Source organism: Salarchaeum sp. JOR-1, assembly GCF_007833275.1.
GTDB lineage: Archaea > Halobacteriota > Halobacteria > Halobacteriales > Halobacteriaceae > Salarchaeum.
Genome location: NZ_CP042241.1, coordinates 1,546,915 through 1,571,651 on the forward strand (window position 1 = coordinate 1,546,915; position 24,737 = coordinate 1,571,651).

The 24,737-nt window shown below is 65.7% G+C and carries 22 protein-coding genes and 1 pseudogene; 12 read left to right on the forward strand and 11 right to left on the reverse strand.

Annotated elements, in window-relative coordinates; translation table 11 throughout:
- The first annotated feature begins 98 nt into the window (after nt 1–98).
- The gene (gene purM / locus FQU85_RS09105) at nt 99–1,073 is read left to right on the forward strand and encodes a phosphoribosylformylglycinamidine cyclo-ligase (protein WP_145847109.1); all 975 of its coding nucleotides are present in this window, start codon (nt 99–101) and stop codon (nt 1,071–1,073) included.
- Here the strand turns inward: purM and FQU85_RS09110 are convergent.
- From FQU85_RS09110 to FQU85_RS09120, 3 genes are all read right to left on the reverse strand, one after another.
- Nucleotides 1,060–1,749, reverse strand: coding sequence for a TVP38/TMEM64 family protein (locus FQU85_RS09110; RefSeq protein WP_145847111.1), 690 nt, complete (start codon nt 1,747–1,749; stop codon nt 1,060–1,062). The genes purM and FQU85_RS09110 overlap by 14 nt on opposite strands.
- Before the next feature lie 2 nt (nt 1,750–1,751).
- Entirely contained in the window at nt 1,752–2,291 is a 540-nt protein-coding gene (locus FQU85_RS09115) for a CBS domain-containing protein (RefSeq protein WP_145847113.1), read from the reverse strand.
- 69 nt (nt 2,292–2,360) lie between these two features.
- Nucleotides 2,361–2,726, reverse strand: coding sequence for a DUF555 domain-containing protein (locus tag FQU85_RS09120; protein WP_145847115.1), 366 nt, complete (start codon nt 2,724–2,726; stop codon nt 2,361–2,363).
- A gap of 251 nt (nt 2,727–2,977) precedes the next feature.
- Between FQU85_RS09120 and FQU85_RS13355 the strand changes: the two genes are divergently transcribed.
- Both FQU85_RS13355 and psmB read left to right on the forward strand, forming a co-directional pair.
- Nucleotides 2,978–3,142 (forward strand): hypothetical protein, encoded by a 165-nt coding sequence (locus FQU85_RS13355; RefSeq protein WP_168219965.1) that lies wholly within the window; start codon nt 2,978–2,980, stop codon nt 3,140–3,142.
- A 52-nt stretch (nt 3,143–3,194) separates the two neighbouring features.
- Nucleotides 3,195–3,926: an archaeal proteasome endopeptidase complex subunit beta gene (gene psmB, locus FQU85_RS09125; RefSeq protein WP_145847117.1), complete on the forward strand. Its 732-nt coding sequence runs from the start codon at nt 3,195–3,197 to the stop codon at nt 3,924–3,926.
- Between the two features lie 153 nt (nt 3,927–4,079).
- On the opposite strand, the gene FQU85_RS09130 is transcribed toward psmB, so the two are convergent.
- Nucleotides 4,080–5,609 (reverse strand): hypothetical protein, encoded by a 1,530-nt coding sequence (locus FQU85_RS09130; RefSeq protein WP_145847120.1) that lies wholly within the window; start codon nt 5,607–5,609, stop codon nt 4,080–4,082.
- 81 nt (nt 5,610–5,690) lie between these two features.
- Between FQU85_RS09130 and ligA the strand changes: the two genes are divergently transcribed.
- From ligA to FQU85_RS09150, 4 genes are read left to right on the forward strand one after another with little or no spacing between them, the layout of a single operon-like run.
- Nucleotides 5,691–7,346: an ATP-dependent DNA ligase LigA gene (gene ligA / locus FQU85_RS09135; RefSeq protein WP_145847122.1), complete on the forward strand. Its 1,656-nt coding sequence runs from the start codon at nt 5,691–5,693 to the stop codon at nt 7,344–7,346.
- A 60-nt stretch (nt 7,347–7,406) separates the two neighbouring features.
- Nucleotides 7,407–8,252, forward strand: a complete 846-nt coding sequence (locus tag FQU85_RS09140; RefSeq protein ID WP_168219966.1) for a mechanosensitive ion channel family protein — start codon at nt 7,407–7,409, stop codon at nt 8,250–8,252.
- Nucleotides 8,249–9,025, forward strand: a complete 777-nt coding sequence (locus tag FQU85_RS09145) for an HAD-IIA family hydrolase (protein ID WP_145847126.1) — start codon at nt 8,249–8,251, stop codon at nt 9,023–9,025. Before FQU85_RS09140 ends, FQU85_RS09145 begins: the two co-directional genes overlap by 4 nt.
- Before the next feature lie 31 nt (nt 9,026–9,056).
- The gene (locus FQU85_RS09150) at nt 9,057–9,740 is read left to right on the forward strand and encodes an MBL fold metallo-hydrolase (RefSeq protein ID WP_145847129.1); all 684 of its coding nucleotides are present in this window, start codon (nt 9,057–9,059) and stop codon (nt 9,738–9,740) included.
- 457 nt (nt 9,741–10,197) lie between these two features.
- Here FQU85_RS09150 and FQU85_RS09155 read toward each other — a convergent pair whose 3' ends face one another.
- The 5 genes and pseudogenes from FQU85_RS09155 to FQU85_RS09175 form a co-directional block, all read right to left on the reverse strand.
- Complete coding sequence (locus FQU85_RS09155) at nt 10,198–10,587, reverse strand: hypothetical protein (protein WP_145847132.1); 390 nt, start codon at nt 10,585–10,587, stop codon at nt 10,198–10,200.
- 63 nt (nt 10,588–10,650) lie between these two features.
- The gene (locus FQU85_RS09160) at nt 10,651–11,418 is read right to left on the reverse strand and encodes a hypothetical protein (protein ID WP_168219967.1); all 768 of its coding nucleotides are present in this window, start codon (nt 11,416–11,418) and stop codon (nt 10,651–10,653) included.
- A 162-nt stretch (nt 11,419–11,580) separates the two neighbouring features.
- Nucleotides 11,581–11,995, reverse strand: a pseudogene (locus FQU85_RS09165) (transposase); the annotation flags it as partial.
- A 440-nt stretch (nt 11,996–12,435) separates the two neighbouring features.
- A complete protein-coding gene (locus FQU85_RS09170) occupies nt 12,436–13,527 on the reverse strand; it encodes a DNA topoisomerase IV subunit A (RefSeq protein WP_145847136.1) in 1,092 nt (363 codons plus the stop codon).
- The gene (locus FQU85_RS09175) at nt 13,524–15,941 is read right to left on the reverse strand and encodes a DNA topoisomerase VI subunit B (protein ID WP_145847138.1); all 2,418 of its coding nucleotides are present in this window, start codon (nt 15,939–15,941) and stop codon (nt 13,524–13,526) included. Before FQU85_RS09175 ends, FQU85_RS09170 begins: the two co-directional genes overlap by 4 nt.
- A gap of 246 nt (nt 15,942–16,187) precedes the next feature.
- Here FQU85_RS09175 and gyrB point away from each other — a divergent pair, with 246 nt between their 5' ends.
- From gyrB to FQU85_RS09190, 3 genes are read left to right on the forward strand one after another with little or no spacing between them, the layout of a single operon-like run.
- Entirely contained in the window at nt 16,188–18,107 is a 1,920-nt protein-coding gene (gene gyrB, locus FQU85_RS09180) for a DNA topoisomerase (ATP-hydrolyzing) subunit B (protein WP_145847140.1), read from the forward strand.
- Entirely contained in the window at nt 18,104–20,560 is a 2,457-nt protein-coding gene (gene gyrA, locus FQU85_RS09185; RefSeq protein ID WP_145847143.1) for a DNA gyrase subunit A, read from the forward strand. Before gyrB ends, gyrA begins: the two co-directional genes overlap by 4 nt.
- 44 nt (nt 20,561–20,604) lie before the next feature.
- Entirely contained in the window at nt 20,605–20,802 is a 198-nt protein-coding gene (locus FQU85_RS09190) for a hypothetical protein (RefSeq protein WP_145847146.1), read from the forward strand.
- Between the two features lie 194 nt (nt 20,803–20,996).
- Here FQU85_RS09190 and FQU85_RS09195 read toward each other — a convergent pair whose 3' ends face one another.
- The gene (locus FQU85_RS09195) at nt 20,997–22,166 is read right to left on the reverse strand and encodes an NAD(P)/FAD-dependent oxidoreductase (RefSeq protein WP_145847147.1); all 1,170 of its coding nucleotides are present in this window, start codon (nt 22,164–22,166) and stop codon (nt 20,997–20,999) included.
- A 38-nt stretch (nt 22,167–22,204) separates the two neighbouring features.
- Nucleotides 22,205–22,738 carry an Rrf2 family transcriptional regulator gene (locus FQU85_RS09200; RefSeq protein WP_145847149.1) on the reverse strand — a complete coding sequence of 178 codons (534 nt, stop codon included), beginning with the start codon at nt 22,736–22,738 and terminating at the stop codon, nt 22,205–22,207.
- A gap of 94 nt (nt 22,739–22,832) precedes the next feature.
- Between FQU85_RS09200 and FQU85_RS09205 the strand changes: the two genes are divergently transcribed.
- Together FQU85_RS09205 and rocF are read left to right on the forward strand one after the other, a co-directional pair.
- A complete protein-coding gene (locus FQU85_RS09205) occupies nt 22,833–23,750 on the forward strand; it encodes an NAD-dependent epimerase/dehydratase family protein (protein ID WP_145847151.1) in 918 nt (305 codons plus the stop codon).
- 25 nt (nt 23,751–23,775) lie between these two features.
- The gene (gene rocF / locus FQU85_RS09210) at nt 23,776–24,696 is read left to right on the forward strand and encodes an arginase (RefSeq protein ID WP_145847153.1); all 921 of its coding nucleotides are present in this window, start codon (nt 23,776–23,778) and stop codon (nt 24,694–24,696) included.
- Nucleotides 24,697–24,737: the final 41 nt, after the last annotated feature.

The window sequence follows — 24,737 nt, forward strand, 5'->3', positions numbered from 1 at the left end:
TCGGTCGTTCGGCCGTGCGCCGGTAAACCGTTGTGGCGACCACGCGCGCTCGTGCATACACCGGTGGGTTTTTCGCCACGTCCTACCCATCGCCGTGTATGACTGACGAGGAGGAACTCACGTACGCCGACGCCGGAGTCGACATCGACGCAAGCGAGGCCGCGACCGCTGCGCTCGTCTCCGCCGTCGGCGGGAACGACACCACCGAGTACGCCGGCCTCATCGACATCGGCGATACGTACCTCGCGCTCGCCACCGACGGCGTCGGCACCAAGCTCCTCGTCGCCGAGGCGCTCGGCGACTACAGCACGGTCGGAATCGACTGCATCGCGATGAACGTCAACGACCTCGTCGCCGCCGGCGTCACCCCCGTCGCGTTCGTCGACTACCTCGCCGTCGACGAACCCAGCGAGACCTTCTCCGAACAGATAGGTGCGGGGCTCTCCCGGGGCGCGGAGGACGCCGGTGTCGCGCTCGTCGGCGGCGAAACGGCCGTGATGCCCGAAGTCGTCTCCGGGCTGGACCTCGCTGGCACCGCCGCCGGCCTCGCCACCGAGGACGAAGTGTTCCCCGGCGAGGCCGAGGCCGGGGACGTGCTCGTCGGCTTCGCGTCCTCGGGCATCCACTCGAACGGCCTCACGCTCGCCCGGGAGGCCGCGACCCGCGACGGCGACTACACCGACCCCTACCCCTACGACGGCTACGAGACGGTGGGGGAGGCGCTCCTCGAACCCACGCGGCTCTACACGTACCTCCTCGACGACCTCCACGAACACGACGTGCACGCCGCCGCGCACGTCACCGGCGGCGGCTGGACGAACCTCTCCCGCATGGGCGACTACCGGTACTCGATTCTCGACCCGTTCGACGCGCAGGACGTCTTCGCGTTCGTGCAGGAACGCGGGAACGTCTCCGATGCGGAGATGCATCGTACGTTCAACATGGGCACGGGCTTCGTCGTCGCGCTCCCGCCCGAAGAGGCGGAGTCGCTCGCGGACGCGACGGACGGCCGCGTCATCGGCTCCGTCGAGGAGGGCGAGGGCGTGGCGGTGCGCGGCCTCACACTCGACTGAGCGCCGCTCGAACCCGCTCGCGGTACACCCAGCAGACGAGGCCGACGAGGCCGAGCGCGGTGGCGATGACGACGGCGCTCGCGTAGTCGCCCGCAGCGGCGTTCGACCCGGCGAGCGCCGCGAGGAAGAACCCCGGAAGTCGGCCGAGCGCGGCGACCACCGTCATCTCCGTCAGGTCGAGGTCGGTGAGTCCGGCGACGAAACACACCACGTCGTCCGGGAGGCCGGGAATCAGGAAGACGAGAAAGAGCGCCAGCAAGCCGTTGTCGTCCGTGACGGTTTCGAACCACGCGAAGGCGTCTTCCGCGACGACGCGCTCGGCGTACGGCCGGCCGTACGTTCGGGAGAGCCAGAACGCCGCGTAACTCCCGATGCTCGCGCCGAGCACGCTGTACGCGGTTCCCCAGACCGGCCCGAAGAGGTAGCCGGAGACGAACGACAGCACTTGACCCGGGACGGGCGCGGCCACGACCTGCATCGCCTGCAGGAGGACGAACGCGACCGGGGTCGCGCGGCCGAACGAGCCGAGGAACGCGCGGAGCTCCGCGGGCGTCGAGAACACGCCGAGCCGAGAGAACACTGCCGTAAGCACGACGAGCGCGGCGAGCAGTGTGGCGAGTGCGACGACCGCGCTCCGCCGGGTCTCGTGCGAGCGGAACAGGCGGAGCGACCGCATTCCTACGAGACGCGCGCCGCCACGTCGGCCTGCGTGATGATCCCCACCGTGGAACCTCCCTCAGTGACGATGACGGCCGTGTAGTGGTCGAGGAGGCTCGACACCTCTTCGAGGGTCGCGTCCGGGGAGACGGTCGGGAAGCTCTCGCTCATCACGTCCCGGACGGGCCGGTCGCCCACGTCCTCGCCCGCGTGCACAATGTCGCTCTCGCTGATGCTGCCAACGGGGACGCCGTTCGTGATGACGGGAAGCTGGCTGTACCCGGCGTCCTGCATCTTCTCGACGGCGCGCTTCACCGGGTCGTCGGAGTCGACGTGCACGACCTCGTCGTGCATGAGGGTGCGCGCGCGCACCACGTCGCCTTCCGCCTCGTTCAGGGCGTCGACGATACGCCGTAAGGTCGAGAGGCGTGGATCCACGTCACCGCCTTCGATCCGGGCGATGAGCGGCTGGGAGACGCCGGCGCGGTCCGCGAGTTCGCTCTGCGTGAGTTCCAGGGCGTTCCGACGCTCCCGGAGATCCTGGGGGGTCGGCAGGTGCATACCCGTAATTACTTGAGGTTATCAATAAAGGTTTGGCTGTCCGCTCGATACCGGAGTCGGCCGGCGGCCTTACGCCTCCTCTTCGGTCTCCTCGCTCTCCTCGACGACCTCGATGACTTCGAGCGGCACGTCGCGGAGCGCGCCGCCGACCTCGGACTTCGCGATGCGCGAGGCGTGCTCCTCCGAGTCCGCGTTGAACACGGTGAGCTCCAGCACGAGACCGACGAGCGCGGTGCTCGCCGCGAGGAACGAGGCGTCCAGCGGCTCGCCGCAGGCGGGACAGCTGGTCAACCCGGCTTCCACCTCGACGTAATCGAGGTCTTGTTGGTTCAGTCGCTTCCCGGCTTCGCTCACGGCGACACCGATGGCGTCGTCCGAGTTGTCGACGTCACGAACCAGCCACGCGGCCTCCATCGCCACGACGTAGTTGCTCATACGTGACCCTATCGCGCCGGGTAGTCGTGTCTTGTGGTTCGCCCGCCGCCGCGGACGTTACCCCGAGTATCCGCATAACTTAGCGCTCACCACCGCCGAAGCCAGCTCCCGCCTATCACGTCCTGTCACGCGAACGCAACCACAGTTGTCCCCCACACTACCCCAGTTTAATCGCAGTACGGCAGCGACTTCCCCCGCGCCGCCCGTGAGTAACACATATATATGGGGCGGCGTTCGGAACGGGTATCGAGATGACAGCGCTCACGCGCATCACGACCGCCGCCGCGTACCAGACGACGCTCGCCCTCGGCATCGCGCTCCTCCCGCTCGCGGTGCTCACCAGCAGACTCGGCTTCACCCTCCCGATCCACCGGCTCGTCGCCCGCACCGAACACGCCTACGAGAACGCGCGCTAACAGACCACCGCAAAGACTGGTTTTATAAGTCGCCCGCGTCTACAAACTGGTAATGTATAACCCGAGCAGAGGCTCCGACTTCGCGCAGAACAACGCGAAATTCGAGGACGCCATCCAGAACCCCTACGAACCCCAGGTCGGGGAACTCCCCCAGAACGACATGACCGAAAAAGAGGTCAACCAGATCGAATCCGAGACCACCATCGTCGGCATCGCCGCCGACGACGGCGTCATCATGGCGTCCGACCAGCGCGCGAGCCTGGGCGGCCGCGTCATCTACAACAAGGACGTCCAGAAGGTCGAGGAGATCCAGGAGAACGCCGCGCTCGCCATCTCCGGGAGCGTCGGCGGCGCGCAGTCCTTCATCCGCAGCCTCCGCGCGGAAGCGAACCTCTACGAGGCCCGCCGCGGCGAGAAGATGAGCATCAGCGCGCTCGCCACCATCTCCGCGAACATGCTCCGCGGCGGCCCCTTCTTCGTCGTCGTCCCCATCCTCGGCGGCGTCGACGAAGAGGGCTCCCACGTCTACAGCCTCGACCCCGGCGGAAGCAGCATGCAGGACGACTACACCGCACAGGGCAGCGGCATGCCGTACGCCCTCGGCAGCCTCGAGAACAACTACGAGGACGGCCTCACCATGGACGAAGCCGAAACCGTCGCCGCCAAGGCCGTCAAGGCCGCCAGCGAACGCGACGCCGCCTCCGGAAACGGCATCCACATCACCCGCATCACCGAGAACAACGTCGACATCGTCGGCCACGAAGACTTCGACGCGCTACTCTAAGCCCACCTTTTTCCTCTGCGGGTCGCCTCCGGCGACCGCTTGAGCAAAAACCTGGAGGGAAAAACGCCGGTCGGCGAAGCCGACCGGGGAACCTCGCGCTTCGCGCGAGGATGCATTCTGCAACACCCTATACTGACAGCACCGCGTGACTGTTCAGTTGAGGCCGTCGCCGCGGCCGACCCAGTCCGCGAAACTGCCTTCAAGGATGGTTTCGCGCTGGTTCTCGATGTACTCGCACTGCATCGCGTAGACGGCGTTCTGGAAGGTGTCGCCGTCGCCGAGCTGGTCGCGGACGCGGTCTCGCTTCCACGCGGCGGGGGTGACGCCGTGGCGCGCGCGCTGGCGGAGCGGCCAGAGGTACTTCGCGGCGGCTTCCTCGTCGAGGCCGCAGTCCAGCAGGCCGCGCTCGGCGTGCGTGAACAGATCCTCGTAGATGGCGCGGGAGTCCGTGGTTTCGTCGCCGTCGGCGGTGACGTACGTGAAGTCGGCGTCCAGTCCGTCCTCGACGGCGGCGTAGAAGTTGTCCTGAGCGTCCTGCCAGTCGAGCGTGTAGAGGTCGTGGTCGCGGCGCACCATCGACTGCAGGAGCCCCGCGAACATCGCCTGGAACGCGACGGTGTCCCGGACGGTCGGCTGCCCGGGGAGCGGCCGGAACTCGATGCGGGCGTTCGCGGATTCTTTACTGCTCCCGCCGAGCACGGGGCGCACCCACCGCCAGTACGTCCCGTGTTTCATCCGGAAGTGCGCGAACTCGTCGTCGAACCGCCCGCTCTTCTCGACGGGCATCGGGACGATAGTGTTGTCCTCGACGATGCGATCCACCGCCGCCTCGATGCTCTCGACGTCCCGCGGGAACCGCACCTTCTCCTGTTCGCCGGGAACGTTCAGGACGGACTCGAACACGCCGACGCGGTGCTCGTCGTGGCCGTCCGCGAGTATCTCCTCGGGCGTCGCGTCGTCGTCGTAGAGGTCAGGCGGATAGAAGGGTGAGTTCACGCCGAGCGCGACCAGCGGGCCGGCGAACCGGAGCGCGTACCGGAAGTAGGTCGGGAGGTCGACGGCCTGCGGCACCTGGTAGTGCGGCTGGATCGACGTGATGAGCGCCTCCGGCATCACCGTGTCCGCTTCGAGCGAGACGTGGGGCGCGTCGAGCGTCATCCCCGCCGGCTGGGCGGTGTTCGCCATCGCGTGGTACCGCGTCGACGCGCTCATGTTCGTCGCGAGGTCGATGCCGGCGTCCGAGACGCTGTCCGTGAGGTACTGCTCCGCGGTCTCGCCCTCCGGCGGAATCGTCCACATCCCGTCGCTGACGAGATGCAATCCCTCGGCGTCCATCGGCTCGTAGGCGGCCTTCAGGCGCGCCTGCACCTCGGACTCCTGCGCGTCGAGTCCGTACTCGTTCAGGGGCTGGGGGCTGGTCGTCATCTCCGCGTTGTGCAGGCCGAGTTCCTTCTCGAACCCAACGAACTCGAGGAGCCTTCGGGGGAGGCGGGCGAGCGACCCCTCGTCGCTCACCGCGTAGAACTCGTACTCCAGGCCGACGATTGCCTGGGGGTTGTCGAACGTCCCGGCCGCGAGTTCCTCCTTGATGACGTCCGCGTCCTCCCGGACGTGCGACTGGAACGCCTCGGCGTCCACGTCGAGGACGTCGTCCACCGCGGCTGCGAGGTTCGAGCGAGTCATGAGCGAGGGTTCGTGAGCGAGCGTATAAAAGGCGGTGGGCCTTCGGTCGGTTTAAGCACGAACCCCGTGAACGAACGCGTAATGGAGTTCGCGGAGTTCGCCGAGCGCGCGTCCGCCATCGAGGCCGAACCCGCAGACCTCGACGTGGTCTCCCTCGTCGCCGACCTGTTCGCGGCGGCGGGCGACGACCTCGCGGTGGTCGCGCGGTTCGTGCAGGGGCGCGTCTTCCCCGCGTACAGCGAGACGAAACTCGACATCGGCCCGAACTACTGCTACGCGGCCATCGCGCGCGCCGCCGGCCCGAACACCGACAGCGAGGACGTGGAGGCCGCGCTCGCCGAGGAGGGCGACATCGGCGCTGTCGCGGCGTCCTACGACCTCGGCGGCCAGCAGGGACTGGGCGCGTTCACGAGCGGAGGCGGCCGCGACGCGCTGACCGTCCGCGAGGTGTACGACGAACTCGCGGCGCTCGCGGCGGCCGCGGGCGCGGGCAGTCAGGACGAGAAGATAACCGTCCTCTTCGGCCTCTTCAATCGGTGTTCGAGCGAGGAGGCGCGCTACCTCGCCCGCCTCGTGCTCTCCGAGATGCGTATCGGCGTCGGCGAAGGAACCGTGCGGGACGGCATCGCCGAGGCGTTCGACGTGCCCGTCGAGTCGGTGGAGCGCGCGCTCCAGGTGTCGAACGACTACGGCCTCGTCGCGGAGACCGCGCGCGACGACGGCGAGGCGGGGTTGGACGACAGCCACCTGGAAGTCGGGCGGCCCGTGCAGGCGATGCTCGCGCAGGCCGGCACCGTCACCGACGCCGTCGCGGAGTGGGGGACGGTCGCGGTGGAGACGAAGTTCGACGGCGCGCGCGTCCAACTCCACTACGACGAGGAGGTGGCGCTCTACTCGCGGAACATGGAGGACGTGACCGACGCGCTCCCCGAGGTCGTGGAGTTCGCCGAGGACGAACTCGCCGCGCCCGCCATTCTGGACGGCGAAGTCATCGCCACCGACGAGGACGGCGATCCCCTGCCGTTCCAGGAGATACTGCGGCGGTTCCGCCGGAAGCACGACGTCGACCGGATGCGCGAGGAGGTCGAGGTCGAACTGCGGGCGTTCGACTGCCTCCACCACGACGGCGTCGACCTGCTCGATAAGCCGCTCACCGAGCGCCACGACCGACTCGCGGACGTGCTCTCGACCGGCGTCTCCGCCCTCTCGCTCACCGACGACCCCGACGAAATCGGCGACATCGAAGCCCGCGCGCTCGAAGCCGGCCACGAGGGCATCATGCTCAAGAACCCCGACTCCGCGTACTCGCCCGGAAAACGCGGGAAGAACTGGCTGAAGCGCAAGCCCGACGTGGAGACCCTCGACCTCGTCGTCACCGGCGCGGAGTGGGGTGAAGGCCGCAGGGCCTCCTTCCTCGGAACCTTCCTGCTGTCCGCGTGGAACAGCGAGACCGAGGCGTACGAGACGCTCGGGAAGGTCGCGACCGGCATCACGGACGCGGAACTCGCGGATCTCACCGACCGCCTCGAACCCCACATCCGGAGTCAGGACGGCCAGGACGTCGACCTCGAACCCGCGGTCGTCTTCGAGGTCGGATACGAGGAGATTCAGGAATCCCCGACGTACTCCGCGGGCTACGCGCTGCGCTTCCCCCGCTTTCTCGGCGTGCGCGGCGACAAGGATCCCGCGGACGCGGACACCATCGAGCGCGTCCGCCGACTCGCGCAGACCCAGTAGCCGGGAGAGTTACCCGGGCGGCTCCCGACGTGCTCGTATGAACGGAAGTGAGCGCGAGTGGTGACGTTCGAGTCCCTGCTCGCGCAGTACGGCGCGTGGTTCGAGAGCGTCGGCGTCTTCCTCGTGACGCTGCTCGCCGTCTCCCTCCTCGGCCACCTGACCGTCCGGCCAGCCGTGAGCCGCGTCCTCACCGCGCGCAACCCGAACAACCCCACGCTCGTCAACGCGCTCGAACAGTACACGACCGTCCTCTTCGTCATCGTCGCGATCCCGTTGGCCACCACCGCCGCCGGGTTCGGCGGACTCGTCGCCGGCTCCACGATGATCGTCGCCGCCGGCACGCTCGCCGTCGGCGTCGCCGGCCAGGACGTCATCGGGAACCTCGTCAGCGGACTGTTCCTCGTCGCCGACCCCGACTTCAACGTCGGCGACTACATCGAGTGGAACGGCGAGGCAGGGACTGTCGAACGCATCGACCTCCGCGTCACCCGCGTCCGCACGCCCGCCGACGAAGTCCTCACCGTCCCGAACACCCAGTTATCGACGAACGCCATCCGCACCCCCTTCTCTCGGGGGAAGTACCGGCTCACCGAACGCGTGCTCGTCGGGTACGACACCGACCTCGACACCGCCACCGAGGTTCTGCTCGACGCCGCCGACGCGGACGACCGCCTCGCCAGCGACCCCGAACCGGTCGTGCACGTCACGTCGCTCGGCGAGAACGCGATAGAGCTCTCGGCGCGCGTCTGGGTTGACGACCCCCGCACCGCGGACGTCCCGAACGTGGACAGCGCGTTCGCGACCCGCGTGAAACGCCGGCTACAGGCGGCCGACGTGTCGCTCGCGCCCGCGAGCGCCCAGCGCGTCGACGGCCGCCTCGACGTGTCGATGGAGGGCGAGCGATGACTCGGGGCGTCGTCGTCGACCTCGACGGAACCGTCGTCTCCGGGGACGCGCTGCTCGACGGCGCGGCGGACGCGCTCGCCGACGTCCGCGACGCGGGCCGGGACGTGCTCTTCCTGACGAACAACCCCACGCGCTCCCCGGCCGAGTACGCCCAGCGCCTCGCGCGCCTCGGCGTGGACGCCCGGCCCGAGGAGGTGCTCACGGCGACGAGCGCGACCGTCGACTACCTCCGCGAGCACCACCTCGACGAGTCCGTGTTCGCCATCGCCGAGGAGTCCGTGACCGACCAGCTCCGGGACGCCGGCGTCTCACTCGTCGCGGACGCACGCAGGGCCGACACCGTCGTCGTCGGCTACGACCGCGAGTTCGCGTACGCCGACATGGTCGCGGCCCTCCGCGCGTTCGGCGCAGGCGCTGACGCGCTCGTCGGCACCGACCCCGACATCACGGTGCCGACGCCCGACGGCCCCGTCCCCGGGTCGGGAGCCATCATCGACGCCGTCGCGAACGTCGTGGAACGCGACCCCGACGCCGTCCTCGGGAAGCCATCGGACGTGACCGCGCGCCTCGCGCTCGACCGCCTCGACCGCTCGCCCGCCGAGTGCGTGCTCGTCGGCGACCGCCTCGACACCGACATCGCGATGGGGAACCGGGTGGGGATGACGACAGTGCTCGTCCGGACCGGCGTCACCGACGACGAGACGCTCGCCGCGAGCACCGTTCAGCCCGACTACGTCCGGGACTCGCTCGCGGACGCCCGCGACCTCCTCTAACTTTTTCCGACAGTCGCCCCCAGTCCCGGGTATGGTTCGCTACCGCGACAGCGACCTCTCGTGGCTCGGGTACGCGACGATACGGCTCGCCGGCGACCGAACGGTCTACCTCGACCCCGGCCGGTACGGCGTGCTCGACGGCTACGACGCGCGGGACGGCGACGTGGTCTGCGTCACCCACGACCACCACTACGATCCGGACGGCATCCGACGGGTCGCCGAGCCGGACGCGACAATCGTCGTCTACGAGGGCGTGGACGCCGCGAACATCGACCGGGACGTGACGCCCGTCGCCGACCTCGACTACGACGTGGTGCGCGTCGGCGAGGACGCGACCGTCACGGTGGACGGCGTGCGCGTGCGGTCGCTGCCCGTCTACAACCGGCCCGACGGCCCCCGCGACACCCACCCGCCAGGGTTCGGCGTCGGCTACCTCGTCACCGTGGGCGACGCGCGCGTGCTCTGGACGGGCGACTCGGACGCGCTCCCACACCACGACGACCTCGACGTCGACGTGCTCTGTCCGCCCGTCGGCGGGTCGTTCACGATGAACCGCGAGGACGCCGCCGCGCTCGCCGAACGCATGAAACCCGACCTCGTCGTACCCGTCCACTACGACACGTTCGCCGCGCTCGAAACCGACGCGGACGCGTTCGTCACCGACGTGGCGCGACGCGGAATCGGCGTCGCGCTCAACGACTCTCGCGACCAGTAGACGTCCGTTCGGCCCGCGTGCCCCTCACCCTTGACGGACGACTACGGTAGCTCGCCAGCAATAGCTGAGAATACGATTTATTCATCCAGAGTACCGACCGGAAGAGAACGGAAGATCTGCTAAGTGCAGAGAGTGAGTTCCACAATAATGCAAGAGGCTGTTTTGCGTTAACTCAGCTCACCGTGAAGTGGACACCAGAGTCAGCTGATACGTAGACGTGAAATTTACCACCTTCTGGAAGCGCTTCCTCTACGTAGTCAATTTCTAGGATATCTTCAATTTCTAAACCCGCACTCGGGATATGCACGTCACGGTCTTACTGCCGCTAGCGTCGGGGCTCTCACTTTTATCTGAGAACTCAGCTTTAATTCGGGATCTTGCACGCTCTCTAGACATACTCGTGGGAAGTTGTACAGGACTCTTTGGTTCATACAGCTCACTTCGCTCGACAAAGAAATCAATTTTTTGATGGGTCCGACTCCGACAGGGTATCGCGGAGGACGAGGAGTGCCGTAAGCACGGTGACGACGAGAACTCCGATTGCTTCAGGAGTGTCGGGGACATAGTAGAGTACTACCAGATTCCCTACGATAACAATAGTAGTCAACGATAATAGGGCAAAATTGCTCTGTACGTCATTGAGCCGTCCGCGTTCCCGTGCCCAACTAATGGTCTGTATGCCGAATATGAGGGCCAACGCGAGAGCTCCGAAAGCGACTATCGATATACCGTCTCCGATCGATTCACCCTCAATAACCTGTGCTAACTCCGGATAGATATAGACAAGAATCGCAACTGTGCTGAGAAGTGTTAGGATCGCCGAATTTTTATGCAATAATTTTTTCATTAAACTATGTCCTACGTGCAGTCATATATATTTTTCTAAAGATACAGTCACGTAGAGTGTGGCTTACTGCGGCTCTACCGTTGGTAAGACGTACGTAGGGTTGACAGGGCTGTATCCAGTTTCGATCTTCACACCACAGCCATTGTTCTCCAGCATAATCCAGGTCCATTCGGCCGCCATTGCAACCGTAATTGCTACGACAGCAGAGGCGGAAAGTGCTCCGGCGGCCAGAATTCCTCGGCTGACGAGGAGCCTTTTCAGATGCGGTCCAGTCACGCCTCCACCGAAAGCAAGAGCACTGACATCGTTGATGAAACCGTCGCTCAGGTAAAAGTCCACCCAATACTCACCAGGTACGATAGTACCGGGGTCTGTGATGACCATATCCTGCCGGTTACACGAAGTTGCGGATATGGATATCCCCCTATTGTCGGGTTTAGCGGAGGGAGCTGTCTTCTCACTGGATAAGAGCACGTACTGGCTGGCCCTATCGACCATCGACTTTGCCTGTCCACCCCTCATACTATCCTCAGAAGCGGCCAGCTGGCTGGCAGTCTTCACGAGACGAAGACGCCCTGCTTCGATTTCTTTGTTGAACTTTTCAATTCCCTCGCGATACATTTGGTACTCCGATTCACCAATCTCCTCTGCAGTAGTATTAAGAACAAATCGGTCGTTCTCAACCGCGATCCAGTTAGCCGCTGTCCCCGCCTGATTAGATCCTCCTTTTTCTGCGGCTGCAAGCCCGCTACCACCAATAGCGACGGCTAGTCCTGCGCCTATACCTCGTAGTACGTTTCTTCGCGTTGGGATGTTATCTTCTGACATCATCTATGAAATTCAACCACCTAATTATAAATCCCTCTATATGAATTTTTTACTTACTATCTCTAAAGTTTGCTAATTTACTTCAAGCAGGATACGGCTACATCAGGTAACTGCGTGGCTGCAGGAGTATCGGAGAGCATTCCATGAGTTCACTGTATCTACCGATTAGAGTGATCGGTCGAGATTGTGAGTGAGGCAGGCGATAGTGAGCTCTCGAAACTGTTTCCACCAGTGCCGTGATCGGACAAACGCACCACACTTGCGTTTGAGCCGAGAGTTAATCGTCTCATTCTGACTACGCTGGCCATAGAGATCACCATCCAGTCGAGCATTCCACGCCTTGTGGAGCGATGAAAACTCTCTGGGTTTGCTGAGTGAGCGAACGTCCGAATTACGAGCTAATGCACGTATTTTCTGGTCGTCGTATCCCTTGTCGCCAAGCAGAATCGCTACTTTGCTGGTATTCCGCTTGATGAGCGATGGCGCAATCTTGGAGTCGTGTTTTCGTGTCTACGAGAAGTGTGATCTTCAACTGCCGAATCGTTAGCTTCGTCCGCTTCGTGTAGTGCTTCGAGGCGTAGCGAGCGACAGCTCGTCCAGCCAAGTGATACGTCTGCTCAACAAACCGGAGCAACCGCGACTTCGAGAGGGCCTGCATCCGGTTAACGTACTGTTCGATCCTGCAACTCCCTGAAAATTTCAACAAAGCCGACTATTTCTAAACCGAGCCGGCCAATTTGTACATGGACCTACCGTCGTATTCACACAGCGTTTCAATCGAAAAACCACGAGGGTAGCGTCCGAGGACCGAGCGGCCCGTAGGGTTCGGTGGGTCGCCGGTTCACTCGCCGTAGGCGAGGCCGACGACTGAGGGGAGCGAACGTAGTGAGCGAACCGAAGGAGGAGTGCTTTTATCGCCAGAAAGCAGAGCTTTCTGGCTGAACGGCGGGAAATCGAAGATTTCCCGCAGTAGTGCAGGTTTTACAGAGCGCGGCCGGAGGCCGCGCCCAGCAAAACGTGCTAGATGACGCCCATCGTGTTCAGGCGCTCGGGGAGGTAGGTGTCGGTGACGAAGTCCAGGCCGCGGGAGGCGAGCGCCTGCTGTTCGGCCTTCTTGTCGATGTCGAGCTGGAGTTCGATCTGTTCGGTCCAGTACTCCGTCTGGAATCGGGGGTCTTCGAGCTCGCTCTCCAGGGCGTTCACGTCCGAGTCGCTGAGCGGGTCGGTCGGGAGGTCGTACTCCACGATGTCCTCGGGGCGGATGCCGACGAACTGCGCGTCCGGCGTCGCGAGGTACTCGGAGAGGTGCGCGGACTTGATGGATCCATATGCTACAGACCCGAAGATGCGGTAACTCCAGGGGTCGCCGTCAGTGAACACCACGACGGGGAGGTCGAGTTCGTCGTGCAGGCGCTTCGTGAGCCGGCGGGTCGCGCGCGCCGGCTGGCCGCCGAGGTGGACGACGAGCGCGTCGTACTCGTCGTCGAACCCGTTCTCCACGAGGCGGTCGCGCATCCCGCCGGTCTCCACGCACAGCACGAACTCGGCGTCGTTGTCGAGGAACTCGATGGTGTCCGGGTCGTTCGGAATCTGGTAGCCGCCCTGGCCCACGTCCTCCTGACAGTGGATGTCGCGGTCGCCCCGCCGGGTCTGCTCGCGGAGGCGGAGCGGACCCATCACCTTCGCGCCGGACTCCTCCGGCCGCATGTGGAAGTCCTCGCGCTTCACGCCCGAAACGATTTCGAGGTCTTCGACGAGCTTGTTCGACTCCGACTGCGTGCTGAACTGCGCCTCCTCTTCGTCCCAGGACTCGCTGAGGTAGTAGAGTTCACGCAGCGTCGACGACCGGTTCTCCTCTAGCTGCTGGGCGAGGAACTCCATCGTGTACACCGCTTTGAGGAGTTTCCGCGCGCCCCGCACGCTGTTCGCGCTGCGCGTGCTCGTGCGGTCGCCGTACACCCAGACGCCGGCGTCCTCGTCGAACACGATGTTCGACTTCGAGCGCGTCGGCACGTCCATGTGGGGGATGTCGCCGTCCGCGAACTGGTCGTAGAACTCCGCCGCCATGTCGATGAGGCGCTCTCGCGCCTTCGCGTCAGTGATGTCGCTCATTGATTCACCGTGAGTTTCTCCGCCTCCATGCCGTCGACGCTCAGTTCACAGTCGGCTCCGTCGGGAACGCTCGCCGTCAACGTCGCGTCCTCGCCGCCCGACACCGTCGGCTCCCACGTCACGAAGTACTCGCCGTCCATCTCCACGACGCTCCCCGCCGAGAGGTCGGTGGGTTCGGCGTCCACGATGGCGGTCACGTCGAGGTCGGCGTTCGCGTCCGCGTGGTTCTCCACCGACACCGTCAGCGTGCCGTCCTCGACTTCGGACTCGACGAGGACGTTGTTCATGATGCGCGCGAGCGAGTCCTCGATGACGAGGTCGTCGCGCTCGGTCATCTCGCTCACCTTCTGCGCCATCTTCGGGAGGATGTCGGCGATGACGTTCTGCTTCTCCCGGCGCTTCTGCATCGAGCGCTTCTTGTTCAGGTAGGACTTGAGGTCGCGGGCGGCCTCCCGAACCGCGAGTTCGATTTCGTCCTCGATTTCGGGGACGGACGCGAGCGCGTCCTTCGACTCGCTCGTAAATGGCACGTTCGTGGACGCGACGTGCACCAGAATCACGCACGGCCCGCTCGGCAGGCCGCTCCCCCCGGGCTGGTCGAGCCCGTAGTTCCGCCAGCCGATCTGCTTGAGCGTCTGGGTCGTCGCGCACGCGCCGCGCTGGTAGACGAGCGGCACGCGGTTCGCGAACCGCATCAGGTCTACGGTGCCGTCCGCGGGGATGTCGCCGCCGTACGCGATACCGGCCTCGACGACGAACGGGTCGCCGCCGTGTACGTCCGCGTCCCGCGTCGCCGCCGCGTAGAAGTCCGCATCCACCTCCTTTCGGAGGCCGGCTTCGATGAGGTCGGGCGTGATGGGCGCGAGGCAGTTCGTCGGCGGCGCGATGACGTCCACCGCGGTCATCGCGTCGAGGAGGTCGCGCGCGGCGTCCCGGTTCGACGCGACTTCGCGCGCGAGCGGCACGTCGTCTTCGACGCGCCGCATCGCGTCCCACAGCCGCTCGGTGATGTTCTCTCGCGAGGTCTCGCCGACGGTGGCGTCGTCGACGTCCTCGGTGGTCTCGGCGGCCCGAACGACGAACCGCCGGAGGTCGCCGCGGACGAGCCTGTCCCGCGGCGTCTCGTCGCCGAACTTCTCCCCGATTCGTCGCGCCAGCCCGGTAACCGTGGCGTCGTCCTTCTGGACGCTCGTCGCGTCGTCCACGAACCCGTACAGGTCGCCGTCCCGGTCTGCCGTCACGACAGTCCAGACCGCGTCCACGACGTTCTCTCGGACGGTATCGCCGAACGTCGTGCCCGTCTCTTCGCTCGCGTCCTCAGCGGCCGCCGCGACCGCGTTCTCGATGTCGGTAAAGGAGACGCGGTCGAACTCCGCGAGTTCCTCGCTCAGCGCGTCCGCGAACGCCTCGGTGTCAGCGCCCGACTTGTTCGAAACGGCGTCCGTGACCGCGTCCCGCAGACCGCTCGCTCCGGCGGCGTCGCCGCCTCCGTCACGCGACGCCTCCGTCGTCGCGACGCTCCACGTCATCTCGCGGCCGTAGTAGCGGTCGCGGAACGCGTCCAATATCGAGTCCGCGGTCTTCGCGCCGACCCGTGTGAACTCCTCCTGCAGAAACCCCCGTAGGCTGTGCGAGTCCGTCGCGTTCAGCATCTTGATGAGCGCGCCGAGTTCCACGCCGTGCGGGTGCGGCCGGATCTCTTCGGTCTCCGCGGGGAGCGTCGCTCCCTCCGCGCGCTCGTACTTGAAGTGGCCGTTCGGCTCCCGCAGCTCCAGGCGGGCGTGCGGGTTCACGACCGCCGTGTGCTGCACGTAGTCGTGGAGCTGGCTGCGCGCACGCATGTTCGCCTCCATCTCCAGCTCGATGCGCGTCCCCTGCGAGCGCTCCCACGTCGTCTCCGCCTCGTCCTGAATCACGGGCTCGTTCGAGTCCGTGTCGATGGTGAGTTCGAAGTACTTCGCCGTCTCGCTCCCCTTCGTCCGACTCGTGATTTTCGCGGGCGTCCCGGACGTGAGCTGGCTGTAGAGAACGGCTGCGGAGATACCGATACCCTGCTGGCCGCGCGACTGCTCGCGCGCGTGAAACCGACTCCCGTAGAGGAGTTTTCCGAACACTTTCGGCACCTGTTCCTTCGTGATGCCGGGGCCGTTGTCCTCCACGACGAGCCGATAGTAGTCCCCGGACTCCTGGATTTCGACGTAGATGTCGGGGAGGATGCCGGCCTCCTCGGTCGCGTCGAGCGCGTTGTCCACGGCCTCCTTCACGGCCGTGACCAGCCCGCGAGCGCCCGAGTCGAACCCGAGCATGTGTTTGTTCTTCTCGAAGAACTCGGCGATGGAGATCTCCCGCTGGCTCTCCGCCAGCTCCTCCGCGATGCCCTCCTCCTCGCCGAGCGTAGACTGGAAGGACGTCATTCAGTGCCCGACCCTATCCCCTTCGCGGATAAAACACTCCCGGTGGCACGGTGAAAGTGAAACCGGGGCGGTGTCGATCAGAGATGGAAGACTCGGAAGGCCGCGTCAACAACGAGAACGACGGGGAGGAGGTAGACGACGACGGCGACGACGTACACGGTCGGCCGTGTTAAAGCTGGGATGGCTCGCGCGCGTGCGTGTGCGAGACTTCATAAGTGCGGAAGTACTAGGCGGGGGCAAGTTCACATGAGCGATCAAAACGAGTACAGCGCCGGACAGATCCAGGTCTTAGAGGGCCTGGAAGCGGTGCAGAAGCGTCCGGCGATGTACATCGGTTCCACCGACTCCCGCGGCCTCCACCACCTCGTCTACGAGGTCGTCGACAACGCCATCGACGAAGCGCTCGCGGGGCACTGTGACTCCATCGACGTGACGCTCCACGAGGACGGCTCCGTGAGCGTGCACGACGACGGGCGCGGCATCCCCATCGACACCCACGAGGAGTACGACCGCCCCGCCGTCGAAGTCATCCTCACCGTCCTCCACGCGGGCGGGAAGTTCGACTCCAAGTCCTACCAGGTCTCCGGCGGACTGCACGGCGTCGGCGTCTCCGTCGTGAACGCGCTCTCCGAGCGCCTCGCCGTCGTCGTCGAGCGCGACGGCGCGCGCTGGCAGGAGAAGTTCGAGCACGGCGAACCCGTCACCGACCTCGAAAAACTGGACGACGTCCCCGACGACCAGACGGGCACCCTCATCCGATTCCGACCGGACGCGGACATCTTCGAGACGACGGAGTTCGACTTCTCCACCCTCGAATCCCGCCTCCGCGAACTCGCCTTCCTCAACAGCGGCGTCGAAATCACGCTCACCGACGAGCGAACCGACGAGGAACGCAAGGTCTCCTTCGAGTACGAGGGCGGCATCCGCGAGTTCGTCCGCTACCTCAACGAGACCCGCGACGCGCTCCACGACGACGTCATCTACCTCGAGAGCGAGGCGGAAGGCGTCCAGGTCGAGATCGCGATGCAGGCGACCGACGACCTCCAGTCCTCGACGCACGCGTTCGCGAACAACATCAACACCCGCGAGGGCGGCACGCACCTCACCGGGTTCAAGACCGCGCTCACCCGCGTGGTGAACGACTACGCGAGCAGCGAGGGCTTGCTCTCCGAGCTGGACGGCGAGAACCTCAAGGGCGAGGACATCCGCGAGGGCCTCACTGCCGTCATCTCCGTGAAGCACCCCGACCCCCAGTTCGAGGGGCAGACGAAGACGAAGCTCGGGAACTCCGAAGTCCGGGGGATCGTCGAGTCCGCGGTTCACGAGGGCGTGAGCACGTACTTCGAGGAGAACCCGGACACCGCCCGCGCGGTCGTCCGGAAGGCCGTCGAGGCCGCGAAGGCGCGGAAGGCCGCGAAGAAGGCCGAGGAACTCACGCGCCGGAAGAGCGCGCTGGAGTCGAGCGCGCTCCCCGGAAAGCTCGCGGACTGCCAGACGAAAGACCCGAACGACGCCGAACTGTTCATCGTGGAAGGCGACTCAGCCGGCGGGAGCGCGAAGCAGGCGCGGAACCCCGAGTTCCAGGCCGTCCTCCCGATCAAGGGGAAGATTCTGAACGTCGAGAAGCACCGCCTCGACCGCATCCTCGAAAACGAGGAGGTGCGCGCGCTCATCACTGCCGCGGGCACCGGGATCGGCGAGGAGTTCGACATCGACGACCTCCGGTACGACAAGATACTGCTCGCGACGGACGCCGACGTTGACGGCGCGCACATCCGCACGCTCCTCCTCACGTTCTTCTACCGGCACATGCGGCCGCTCCTGGAGGGCGGACACGTGTACGCCATTCAGCCGCCGCTCTACCGCGTCCGGTACCGCGGCGAGACCTACGACGCGATGACGGAGGAGGAACGCGACCGCATCATTGCGGAGAAGTGCAACGGGAACCCGACGCAGGTTCAGCGGTTCAAGGGCCTCGGGGAGATGAACCCCCAGCAGCTCTGGGACACGTCGATGAACCCGGAGAATCGGATTCTGAAGCAGTTCACGGTCGAGGACGCGGCGCAGGCGGACAAGATGTTCTCCGTGCTGATGGGTGACGCCGTCGAACCCCGCAAGCGGTTCATCCAGGAGCACGCGACCGACGCGGAGTGGGTGGATATATGAGCTCGGACACGTCTGATATCCCGGACCAGGTGGCGGATCGCGTGAAGAACGTGCGAGTCGAGGACGAGATGGAGCAGTCCTACATCGACTACGCGATGAGCGTCATCGCGGGTCGCGCGCTCCCGGACGTCCGTGACGGCCTAAAGCCCGTGCACCGCCGCATCCTGTACGCGATGCACGAGGCCGGCGTCACGAGCAACGCCGGCCACCGCAAGAGTTCGAGCGTCGTCGGCGAGACGATGGGTGACTACCATCCCCACGGCGACTCCGCCATCTACGACACGCTCGTGCGGATGGCGCAGGACTTCTCGATGCGGTACCCGCTCGTGGACGGGCAGGGGAACTTCGGGAGTATCGACGGCGATCCCGCCGCGGCGATGCGGTACACGGAGTCCCGGATGTCTCCTATCGCGGAGGAACTGCTCGCAGATCTGGGGAAGGACACGGTGGACTTCGAGTCGAACTACGACGACCGCACCACGGAACCCACCGTCCTCCCCGCGGCGTTCCCGAACCTCCTGGTGAACGGCAGTTCGGGTATCGCGGTCGGGATGAGCACCAACATCCCGCCGCACAACCTCGGCGAGGTCGTCGACGCGACTATCGCGCTCATCGAGGACGACTCCCTCTCCAGCCTCGACCTGATGGAGCACGTGAAGGGCCCGGACTTCCCGACGGGCGCGAACATCGTCGGCCGGAACGCTATCAAGCAGGCGTACACGACGGGCCGCGGCCGCATCCGCGTGCGCGCCGAGTACGAAATCGAGGAGGGCGAGCGCGGCGACAGCATCGTCATCACGGAGATTCCGTTCCAGCAGAACAAGAGCCGGCTCGTCGAGCGCATCGCGGACGACGTGAACGACGGCACGCTCGAGGGCGTGCGCGACCTCCGGGACGAATCGGACAGAAACGGCGTGCGCGTCGTCATCGAACTGAAGTCGAACGCGAACACGGACATCGTGGAGAACCGTCTCCTCGAATCCCGCCTCGAACGCACGTTCGGCGTCATCAACCTCGCGCTCGTGGACGGCGAACCGAAGGTGCTCACGCTGAAGGAGATGCTCGCGGAGTACCTCAGTCACCGCCGGGAGGTCGTGCGCCGCCGGAGCGAACACGACCTCGCGGAGGCCGAAGACCGCGCGCACATCCTCGAAGGCCGCCTGAAAGCGCTCGACAACGCCGAGGACGTGGTCGAGACCATCCGGAACGCCGAAGACCGGGACGCCGCGCGCGAGGCGCTCGAAGCCCAGTTCGACTTCTCGGAAGACCAGTCGAACCACATCGTCCGGATGCAGCTCGGGAGTCTCACGTCGATGGAGGCCGCGGAAATCGAGGAGGAGTACGAGGACGTGCAGGCCGAAATCGAACGCCTCGAAACGATTCTCGGCTCGCAGGAGGAACTCGATTCGGTGATCGTCGAGGAGCTCCGCGACCTCAAGGAGGAGTACGCGGACGACCGCCGCACGTCCATCATCGAGGACGCGGGCACGGTGACGGACGAGGATCTCATTCCACGCGAGGACGTGGTCGTCGTCCTCAGCGAGGAGGACTACATCAAGCGCGTCCCCACGGACACCTTCAGCAGCCAGCACCGGGGTGGGAAGGGCGTCATCGGCTCCGACCTGAAGGAGGGGGACAGGGTGTCGACGGTGTTCACCGCGAACACCCACGACTACCTCCTCTGCTTCACGAACCAGGGCCAGGTCTACCAGTTGAAGACCTACGAGATACCCGAGATGTCCCGCACGGCCCGCGGGAAGTCCGCCGTGAACCTCCTCGACCTCGACGACGGCGAGGAACTCACCGCCGTCGTCAACACCGACGACTTCGGCGAGGACGAGTACCTCACGATGGTCACGCGGAACGGGACGGTGAAGCGCACGCCCGCCGGCGAGTACGAGGACGTGCTCTCCACGGGAATCATCGGCATCCGCCTCGAACACGGCGACGAACTCGTGGACGTGGAGGTCACGGACGGCGACAGCGACCTCGTCATCGCGAGCGCGCACGGCATGGCCATCCGATTCGACGAATCCGAAGCGCGCTCGACCGGCCGCGCCACGAAGGGCGTGAACGGCATCAAACTCCGGGAGGGCGACACAGTCGCCGGGTTGGTCGCGACCCACGAGGGCGACGACCGCGCGCTCTTCACCGTCACCGAGAACGGCTACGGGAAACGCACGCCGCTCACGGAGTACCGGCCGCAGTCCCGGTACGGCTACGGCCTCACCGACATCAAGACCGAGGAACGCAACGGAAACGTCGTCACCGTCAAAGCGGTCACCGACGACGACCACCTCATCGCCATGAGCCAGAGCGGCCAAATCCTCCGCACCGTCGCCGGCGAAGTCTCCACCGTCGGCCGGAACACCAAGGGCGTGAAAATCATGGATCTCGACGACGGCGACCACGTCGCCTCGGTCGACGTCTACACGCCCAGCGACGACGAGTAACCCCTCGGCGGTAGTTTTCGTCTTCTAAACAGTCTCGTTCCGCCATGGGACTGTTCGAGAAAATAGCCGTCTACGACTTCAAACTCGGCCTGTCGATGGCCGCAGGTGGCGTCGTGTACGCCTGTTTCATGCTCGGTGGCTACTGGTGGGCCGGCGAACAGGGAATGCTGTACGGCATAGCGGTCGGCGTGCTCGTCGGACTCGCCACTGCTGTCGTGACGTGGCGACGCCTCCCGAACTGACGGGAGTCGGCGCGGAGGCGGGGCGGAAGTCACACCGAGACTCTACCGCGAGCGCCGGCGGCGCTCGCGGCCTTTTTATCGCCAGAACGCACGGCGTTCTGGCTGTATAGCGAGAAGCAACGCTTCTCGCGATTAGTGGAGGTTTTTGCGGCGAGCGGTGAGCGCGAAGCGCTCACCCGAGTCGGAAAAAAGTCCTAGAGCGCGTCCCAGGCTTTGATGGCGCGGGTGGGACTCGTGATTTTGGCGATCCAGCGGGCGGCGGCGCCTTTCTTCAGCATCTTGGCGGAGAGGCCGTTGAAGGTGCGGACGGGGGCGTCGATGCCGTAGACGGTGACCTCGTGGGCGACGGCGGTGTCGCCGATGCTGATGAGGGTGCCTTCGTCGTGGTACGTCCAGGTTTCGAGGGGGTGGTCGTCGATGGCGTTCGCGACGTTCTTCGCCGCGACTTCGGCGGCCTGCCAGGCGGCGAGCGCGGTGGGGGGTGCGGGGTTCTCGCCGGGCTGCTCTATGATGGCGGAGTCGCCGATGGCGAACACGCGGTCGTCGCTGGTCTGGAAGTCCTGGCCGGTGTTGAGGCGGTTGTGTTCGTTCTCCAGGCTGGTGTCGTCGAGGGCGTCGCGGCCGGTGATGCCGCCGGTCCAGACGAACACGTCGTAGTCGAGGCTGTCGCGCTCGTCGAAGTGGATTTCCTCGTCGTCCGCCGAGGTGATGGGGTCGTCGGTGAGGATGTTCACGTCGGCTTCTTCGAGGTGGTGGCGGAGCGCGCCCTGGACTTCGGCGTCCCCGGGCGGGAAGATTTCGGGGAGGGCTTCGACGAGGTAGACCTCGACGGGTGCGTTGTGTTTGTCGCGGAACTCGGCGACTTCGCCGGCGCTCTGAATGCCGGAGAGGCCCGCGCCGCCGATGACGACCGTCGCGGGGTCCTCGCGCGTCGCTTCGCGCGCGGCGTCCTTCACGCGTTCGTGGATGTCGAGCGCGTCGTCGAGGCTCTTCAGGGTGAGCGCGTTCTCAGCCATCCCCTCGATGCCGTAGTACGCGGTCTGGGAGCCGAGCGCGACGAGCACGTAATCGTACGCCACGTCGTCCGCGCCGTCGAGTTCGACGACCCGGTCGTCCGTGTCGAGGCCGGTGACTTCGGCCTGCACGAACTGCGTGCGCGGCGACTTGATGTCCGTGACGGGAATCGTTATCTTCTCCCGGACTCCGGGGTCGCGGATGCAGCGGTGGGCCTCGTGGAGCACGAGGTGGTAGTCGGTGTCGGAGATCCAGACGATGTCGGCATCGTCCCCGAGGCGGTCTTCGAGTTCGGGGATCGCGCCGGCGCCGGCGTACCCGGCACCGAGAACAGCGACAGTCGGTGACATGTCGGAGACTCCGGCACCCACCGATACAAAGCCTTTGATTAGTGGTCGGGCGTCTCCGCGGGCGCTTCCATCGACTCGATTTTGAGGATGAGCACGTTGTTCGTGTCGTCGACGCCGTCGACGACGCCTTCGATGACGAGTTTGGAGAGCGGGGTAGGACCGACGACGACGCGGTCGCCCTCGTGGAACTCGCGGAGACTGCCGCGCATGTGGATTTCCGCCCGGCAGAGGTCGGGGTGGTGAACGCTCGATAAGTCGATTTCCTGGACGTTCGCGTCCGCGACGCTCTCGCCCTCGTGCGTGACGGGGACTTCGGCCGCGCTCTCTATCTCCTGTACGTCGAGCGCGTTGTACGCGTTCGACGTCGGCTTGTAGCCGCCCTTCGGACCGGGGACGCCCTCGACGAGCTGGAGGGCTTTCAGGGACTGCATCTGGTTCCGGATGGTGCCCGCGTTCCGGTTTACCTCCTCGGCGATGGCCTCCCCCTTGATGGCTTCCTCGCGCTCCGAGTAGAGGTTCACGAGCGCCGTCAGGATGGTTTTCTGGCTGGGTGTCAGTTCGATACTCGACATGGAAACTGTTTCGCACAGCCCGCGCATAAAACCCGCGACCCACGTACGTCCGGAAATCGACGGGCTTTATCCGCCCGGTCGGGTGGCTTCGCGTATGCAGGGAAAGCGGGTTCTCGTGACGGGTGGCGCGGGCTTCATCGGGTCGAACCTCGCGAACCACCTCGCCGAGAACAACGACGTGGTCGCGCTCGACAACGAGTACCTCGGGACGCCCGAGAATCTCACCGACGACGTGGAGTACGTCGAGGCGGACGTGCTCGACGACGACCTCCCGACCGACGTGGACGTCGTGTTCTTCCTCGCGGCGCTCTCCAGCCGACAGATGCTCGAGGAGAACCCCCGCGAGGGCGCTCGCGTGAACATCGAGGGGTTCGTGAACACCATAGAGCAGGCGCGCGACGACGGCTGCGAGACGTTCGTCTACGCCTCCACGTCCTCCATCTACGGCAGCCAGCAGGAGCCGTGTCCCGAAGACATGGAGATCGAGGCCTCCACGGGCTACGACGCGTCGATGCTCGGCCGGGAGCGCTACGCCGAGTACTTCTCGAACTTCCACGACCTCACGCTCGCCGGCATGCGCTTCTTCTCGGTCTATCAGGGCTACGGCGGGAACGAGGCGCACAAGGGCGAGTACGCGAACACCATCAGCCAGTTCGCGGACAAGATTGCGGACGGCGAATCCCCGGTTCTCTGGGGCGACGGCAGCCAGACCCGCGACTTCACGCACGTCCGTGACATCGTGCGCGGCCTCGAACTCGCCGCGGAGAACGAACTCGACGGCGTCTACAACCTCGGCACCGGCGACGCCTACTCGTTCAACGAGATGGTGGAGCTGATCAACGACGCGCTCGGCACGGACGTCGAACCCGAGTACGAACCCGTCCCAATCGAGAACTACGTCTACCACACGAAGGCCGACCCCTCGAAGTTCAAGCACGCCACGGGCTGGGAGCCCGAGGTCGACTTCACCGAGGGCGTGGGGCTGGTGTGCGAGCCGTACAAGAACGACTAAACCCGCGCCCGGCGTTTTTTGCCGTATGTCTCGTTCAGTTCGCATCATCGGCGCGCCCTCCGACTACGGCGCGAACCGACGCGGCGTCGACATGGGCCCGTCCGCCATCCGGTACGCGGGACTCGCCGACCAGATAGCGTCGACCGGCGCGAGAACGACCGACGCGGGCGACCTCGCCGTCCCGCGGGCCGAGGAGCGCGACCCCGACCGGGAACGCCCCGCCTCGGGCCGCGCGAAGTTCCTCCGGGAGACCCGGGAGGTCGCGGAGGAACTCGCGGACGAGGTCGCGGACTCCATCGCGGACGGCGACCTCCCGCTCGCGCTCGGCGGCGACCACTCCATCGCCATCGGCAGCCTCGTCGGGAGCGCGCGCGACGCCGAGGTCGGCGCCATCTGGTTCGACGCGCACGGCGACTTCAACACGCCCGAGACCAGTCCGTCCGGGAACGTCCACGGGATGCCGCTCGCGGCCGCGCTCGGCAAGGACGGGTTCGCGGACATGGAGTGGGCGAACGCCACCGGATTGCGCGAGGAGAACGTCGCGCTCGTCGGCCTGCGGTCGCTCGACGCGGACGAGCGCGCGGACATCCGGGACAGCGAGATGACGGCGTTCACGATGAGCGACATCGACGAGCGCGGCCTGCTCACCGTCGTGGACGAAGCCATCGACATCGCCAGCCGGGGGGTCGAGGGCGTGCACGTCAGCCTCGACCTCGACTGGCTCGACCCGAACGAAGCGCCCGGCGTCGGAACGCCCGTCCGCGGCGGCGTCACGTACCGGGAGGCGCACGCGGCGCTCGAACGCCTCGCCGACCGCGACCGGGCGGACGGCGTGCTGCGCAGCCTCGAACTCGTGGAAGTGAACCCGATTCTGGACGAGCGCAACCAGACCGCGGAGATGGCGGCCGAACTCGCGGCGAGCGCGCTCGGCAAACGCATCCTCTAGGCAGGCCGTCACGCGCTTGCGCTAAGCGCAGTCCCTATACT

Coding starts and splice junctions, on each gene's coding strand:
- FQU85_RS09160 (WP_168219967.1), bottom strand. CDS start 11,418: ATGATGTCAGAAGATAACATCCCAACGCGAAGAAACGTACTACGAGGT.
- FQU85_RS09195 (WP_145847147.1), bottom strand. CDS start 22,166: ATGTCACCGACTGTCGCTGTTCTCGGTGCCGGGTACGCCGGCGCCGGC.
- FQU85_RS09115 (WP_145847113.1), bottom strand. CDS start 2,291: ATGCACCTGCCGACCCCCCAGGATCTCCGGGAGCGTCGGAACGCCCTG.
- FQU85_RS09150 (WP_145847129.1), top strand. CDS start 9,057: ATGGTTCGCTACCGCGACAGCGACCTCTCGTGGCTCGGGTACGCGACG.
- FQU85_RS09175 (WP_145847138.1), bottom strand. CDS start 15,941: ATGACGTCCTTCCAGTCTACGCTCGGCGAGGAGGAGGGCATCGCGGAG.
- ligA (WP_145847122.1), top strand. CDS start 5,691: ATGGAGTTCGCGGAGTTCGCCGAGCGCGCGTCCGCCATCGAGGCCGAA.
- FQU85_RS09190 (WP_145847146.1), top strand. CDS start 20,605: ATGGGACTGTTCGAGAAAATAGCCGTCTACGACTTCAAACTCGGCCTG.
- gyrB (WP_145847140.1), top strand. CDS start 16,188: ATGAGCGATCAAAACGAGTACAGCGCCGGACAGATCCAGGTCTTAGAG.
- FQU85_RS09130 (WP_145847120.1), bottom strand. CDS start 5,609: ATGACTCGCTCGAACCTCGCAGCCGCGGTGGACGACGTCCTCGACGTG.
- rocF (WP_145847153.1), top strand. CDS start 23,776: ATGTCTCGTTCAGTTCGCATCATCGGCGCGCCCTCCGACTACGGCGCG.
- FQU85_RS09170 (WP_145847136.1), bottom strand. CDS start 13,527: ATGAGCGACATCACTGACGCGAAGGCGCGAGAGCGCCTCATCGACATG.
- psmB (WP_145847117.1), top strand. CDS start 3,195: ATGTATAACCCGAGCAGAGGCTCCGACTTCGCGCAGAACAACGCGAAA.
- gyrA (WP_145847143.1), top strand. CDS start 18,104: ATGAGCTCGGACACGTCTGATATCCCGGACCAGGTGGCGGATCGCGTG.
- FQU85_RS13355 (WP_168219965.1), top strand. CDS start 2,978: ATGACAGCGCTCACGCGCATCACGACCGCCGCCGCGTACCAGACGACG.
- purM (WP_145847109.1), top strand. CDS start 99: ATGACTGACGAGGAGGAACTCACGTACGCCGACGCCGGAGTCGACATC.
- FQU85_RS09120 (WP_145847115.1), bottom strand. CDS start 2,726: ATGAGCAACTACGTCGTGGCGATGGAGGCCGCGTGGCTGGTTCGTGAC.
- FQU85_RS09155 (WP_145847132.1), bottom strand. CDS start 10,587: ATGAAAAAATTATTGCATAAAAATTCGGCGATCCTAACACTTCTCAGC.
- FQU85_RS09110 (WP_145847111.1), bottom strand. CDS start 1,749: ATGCGGTCGCTCCGCCTGTTCCGCTCGCACGAGACCCGGCGGAGCGCG.
- FQU85_RS09145 (WP_145847126.1), top strand. CDS start 8,249: ATGACTCGGGGCGTCGTCGTCGACCTCGACGGAACCGTCGTCTCCGGG.
- FQU85_RS09205 (WP_145847151.1), top strand. CDS start 22,833: ATGCAGGGAAAGCGGGTTCTCGTGACGGGTGGCGCGGGCTTCATCGGG.
- FQU85_RS09200 (WP_145847149.1), bottom strand. CDS start 22,738: ATGTCGAGTATCGAACTGACACCCAGCCAGAAAACCATCCTGACGGCG.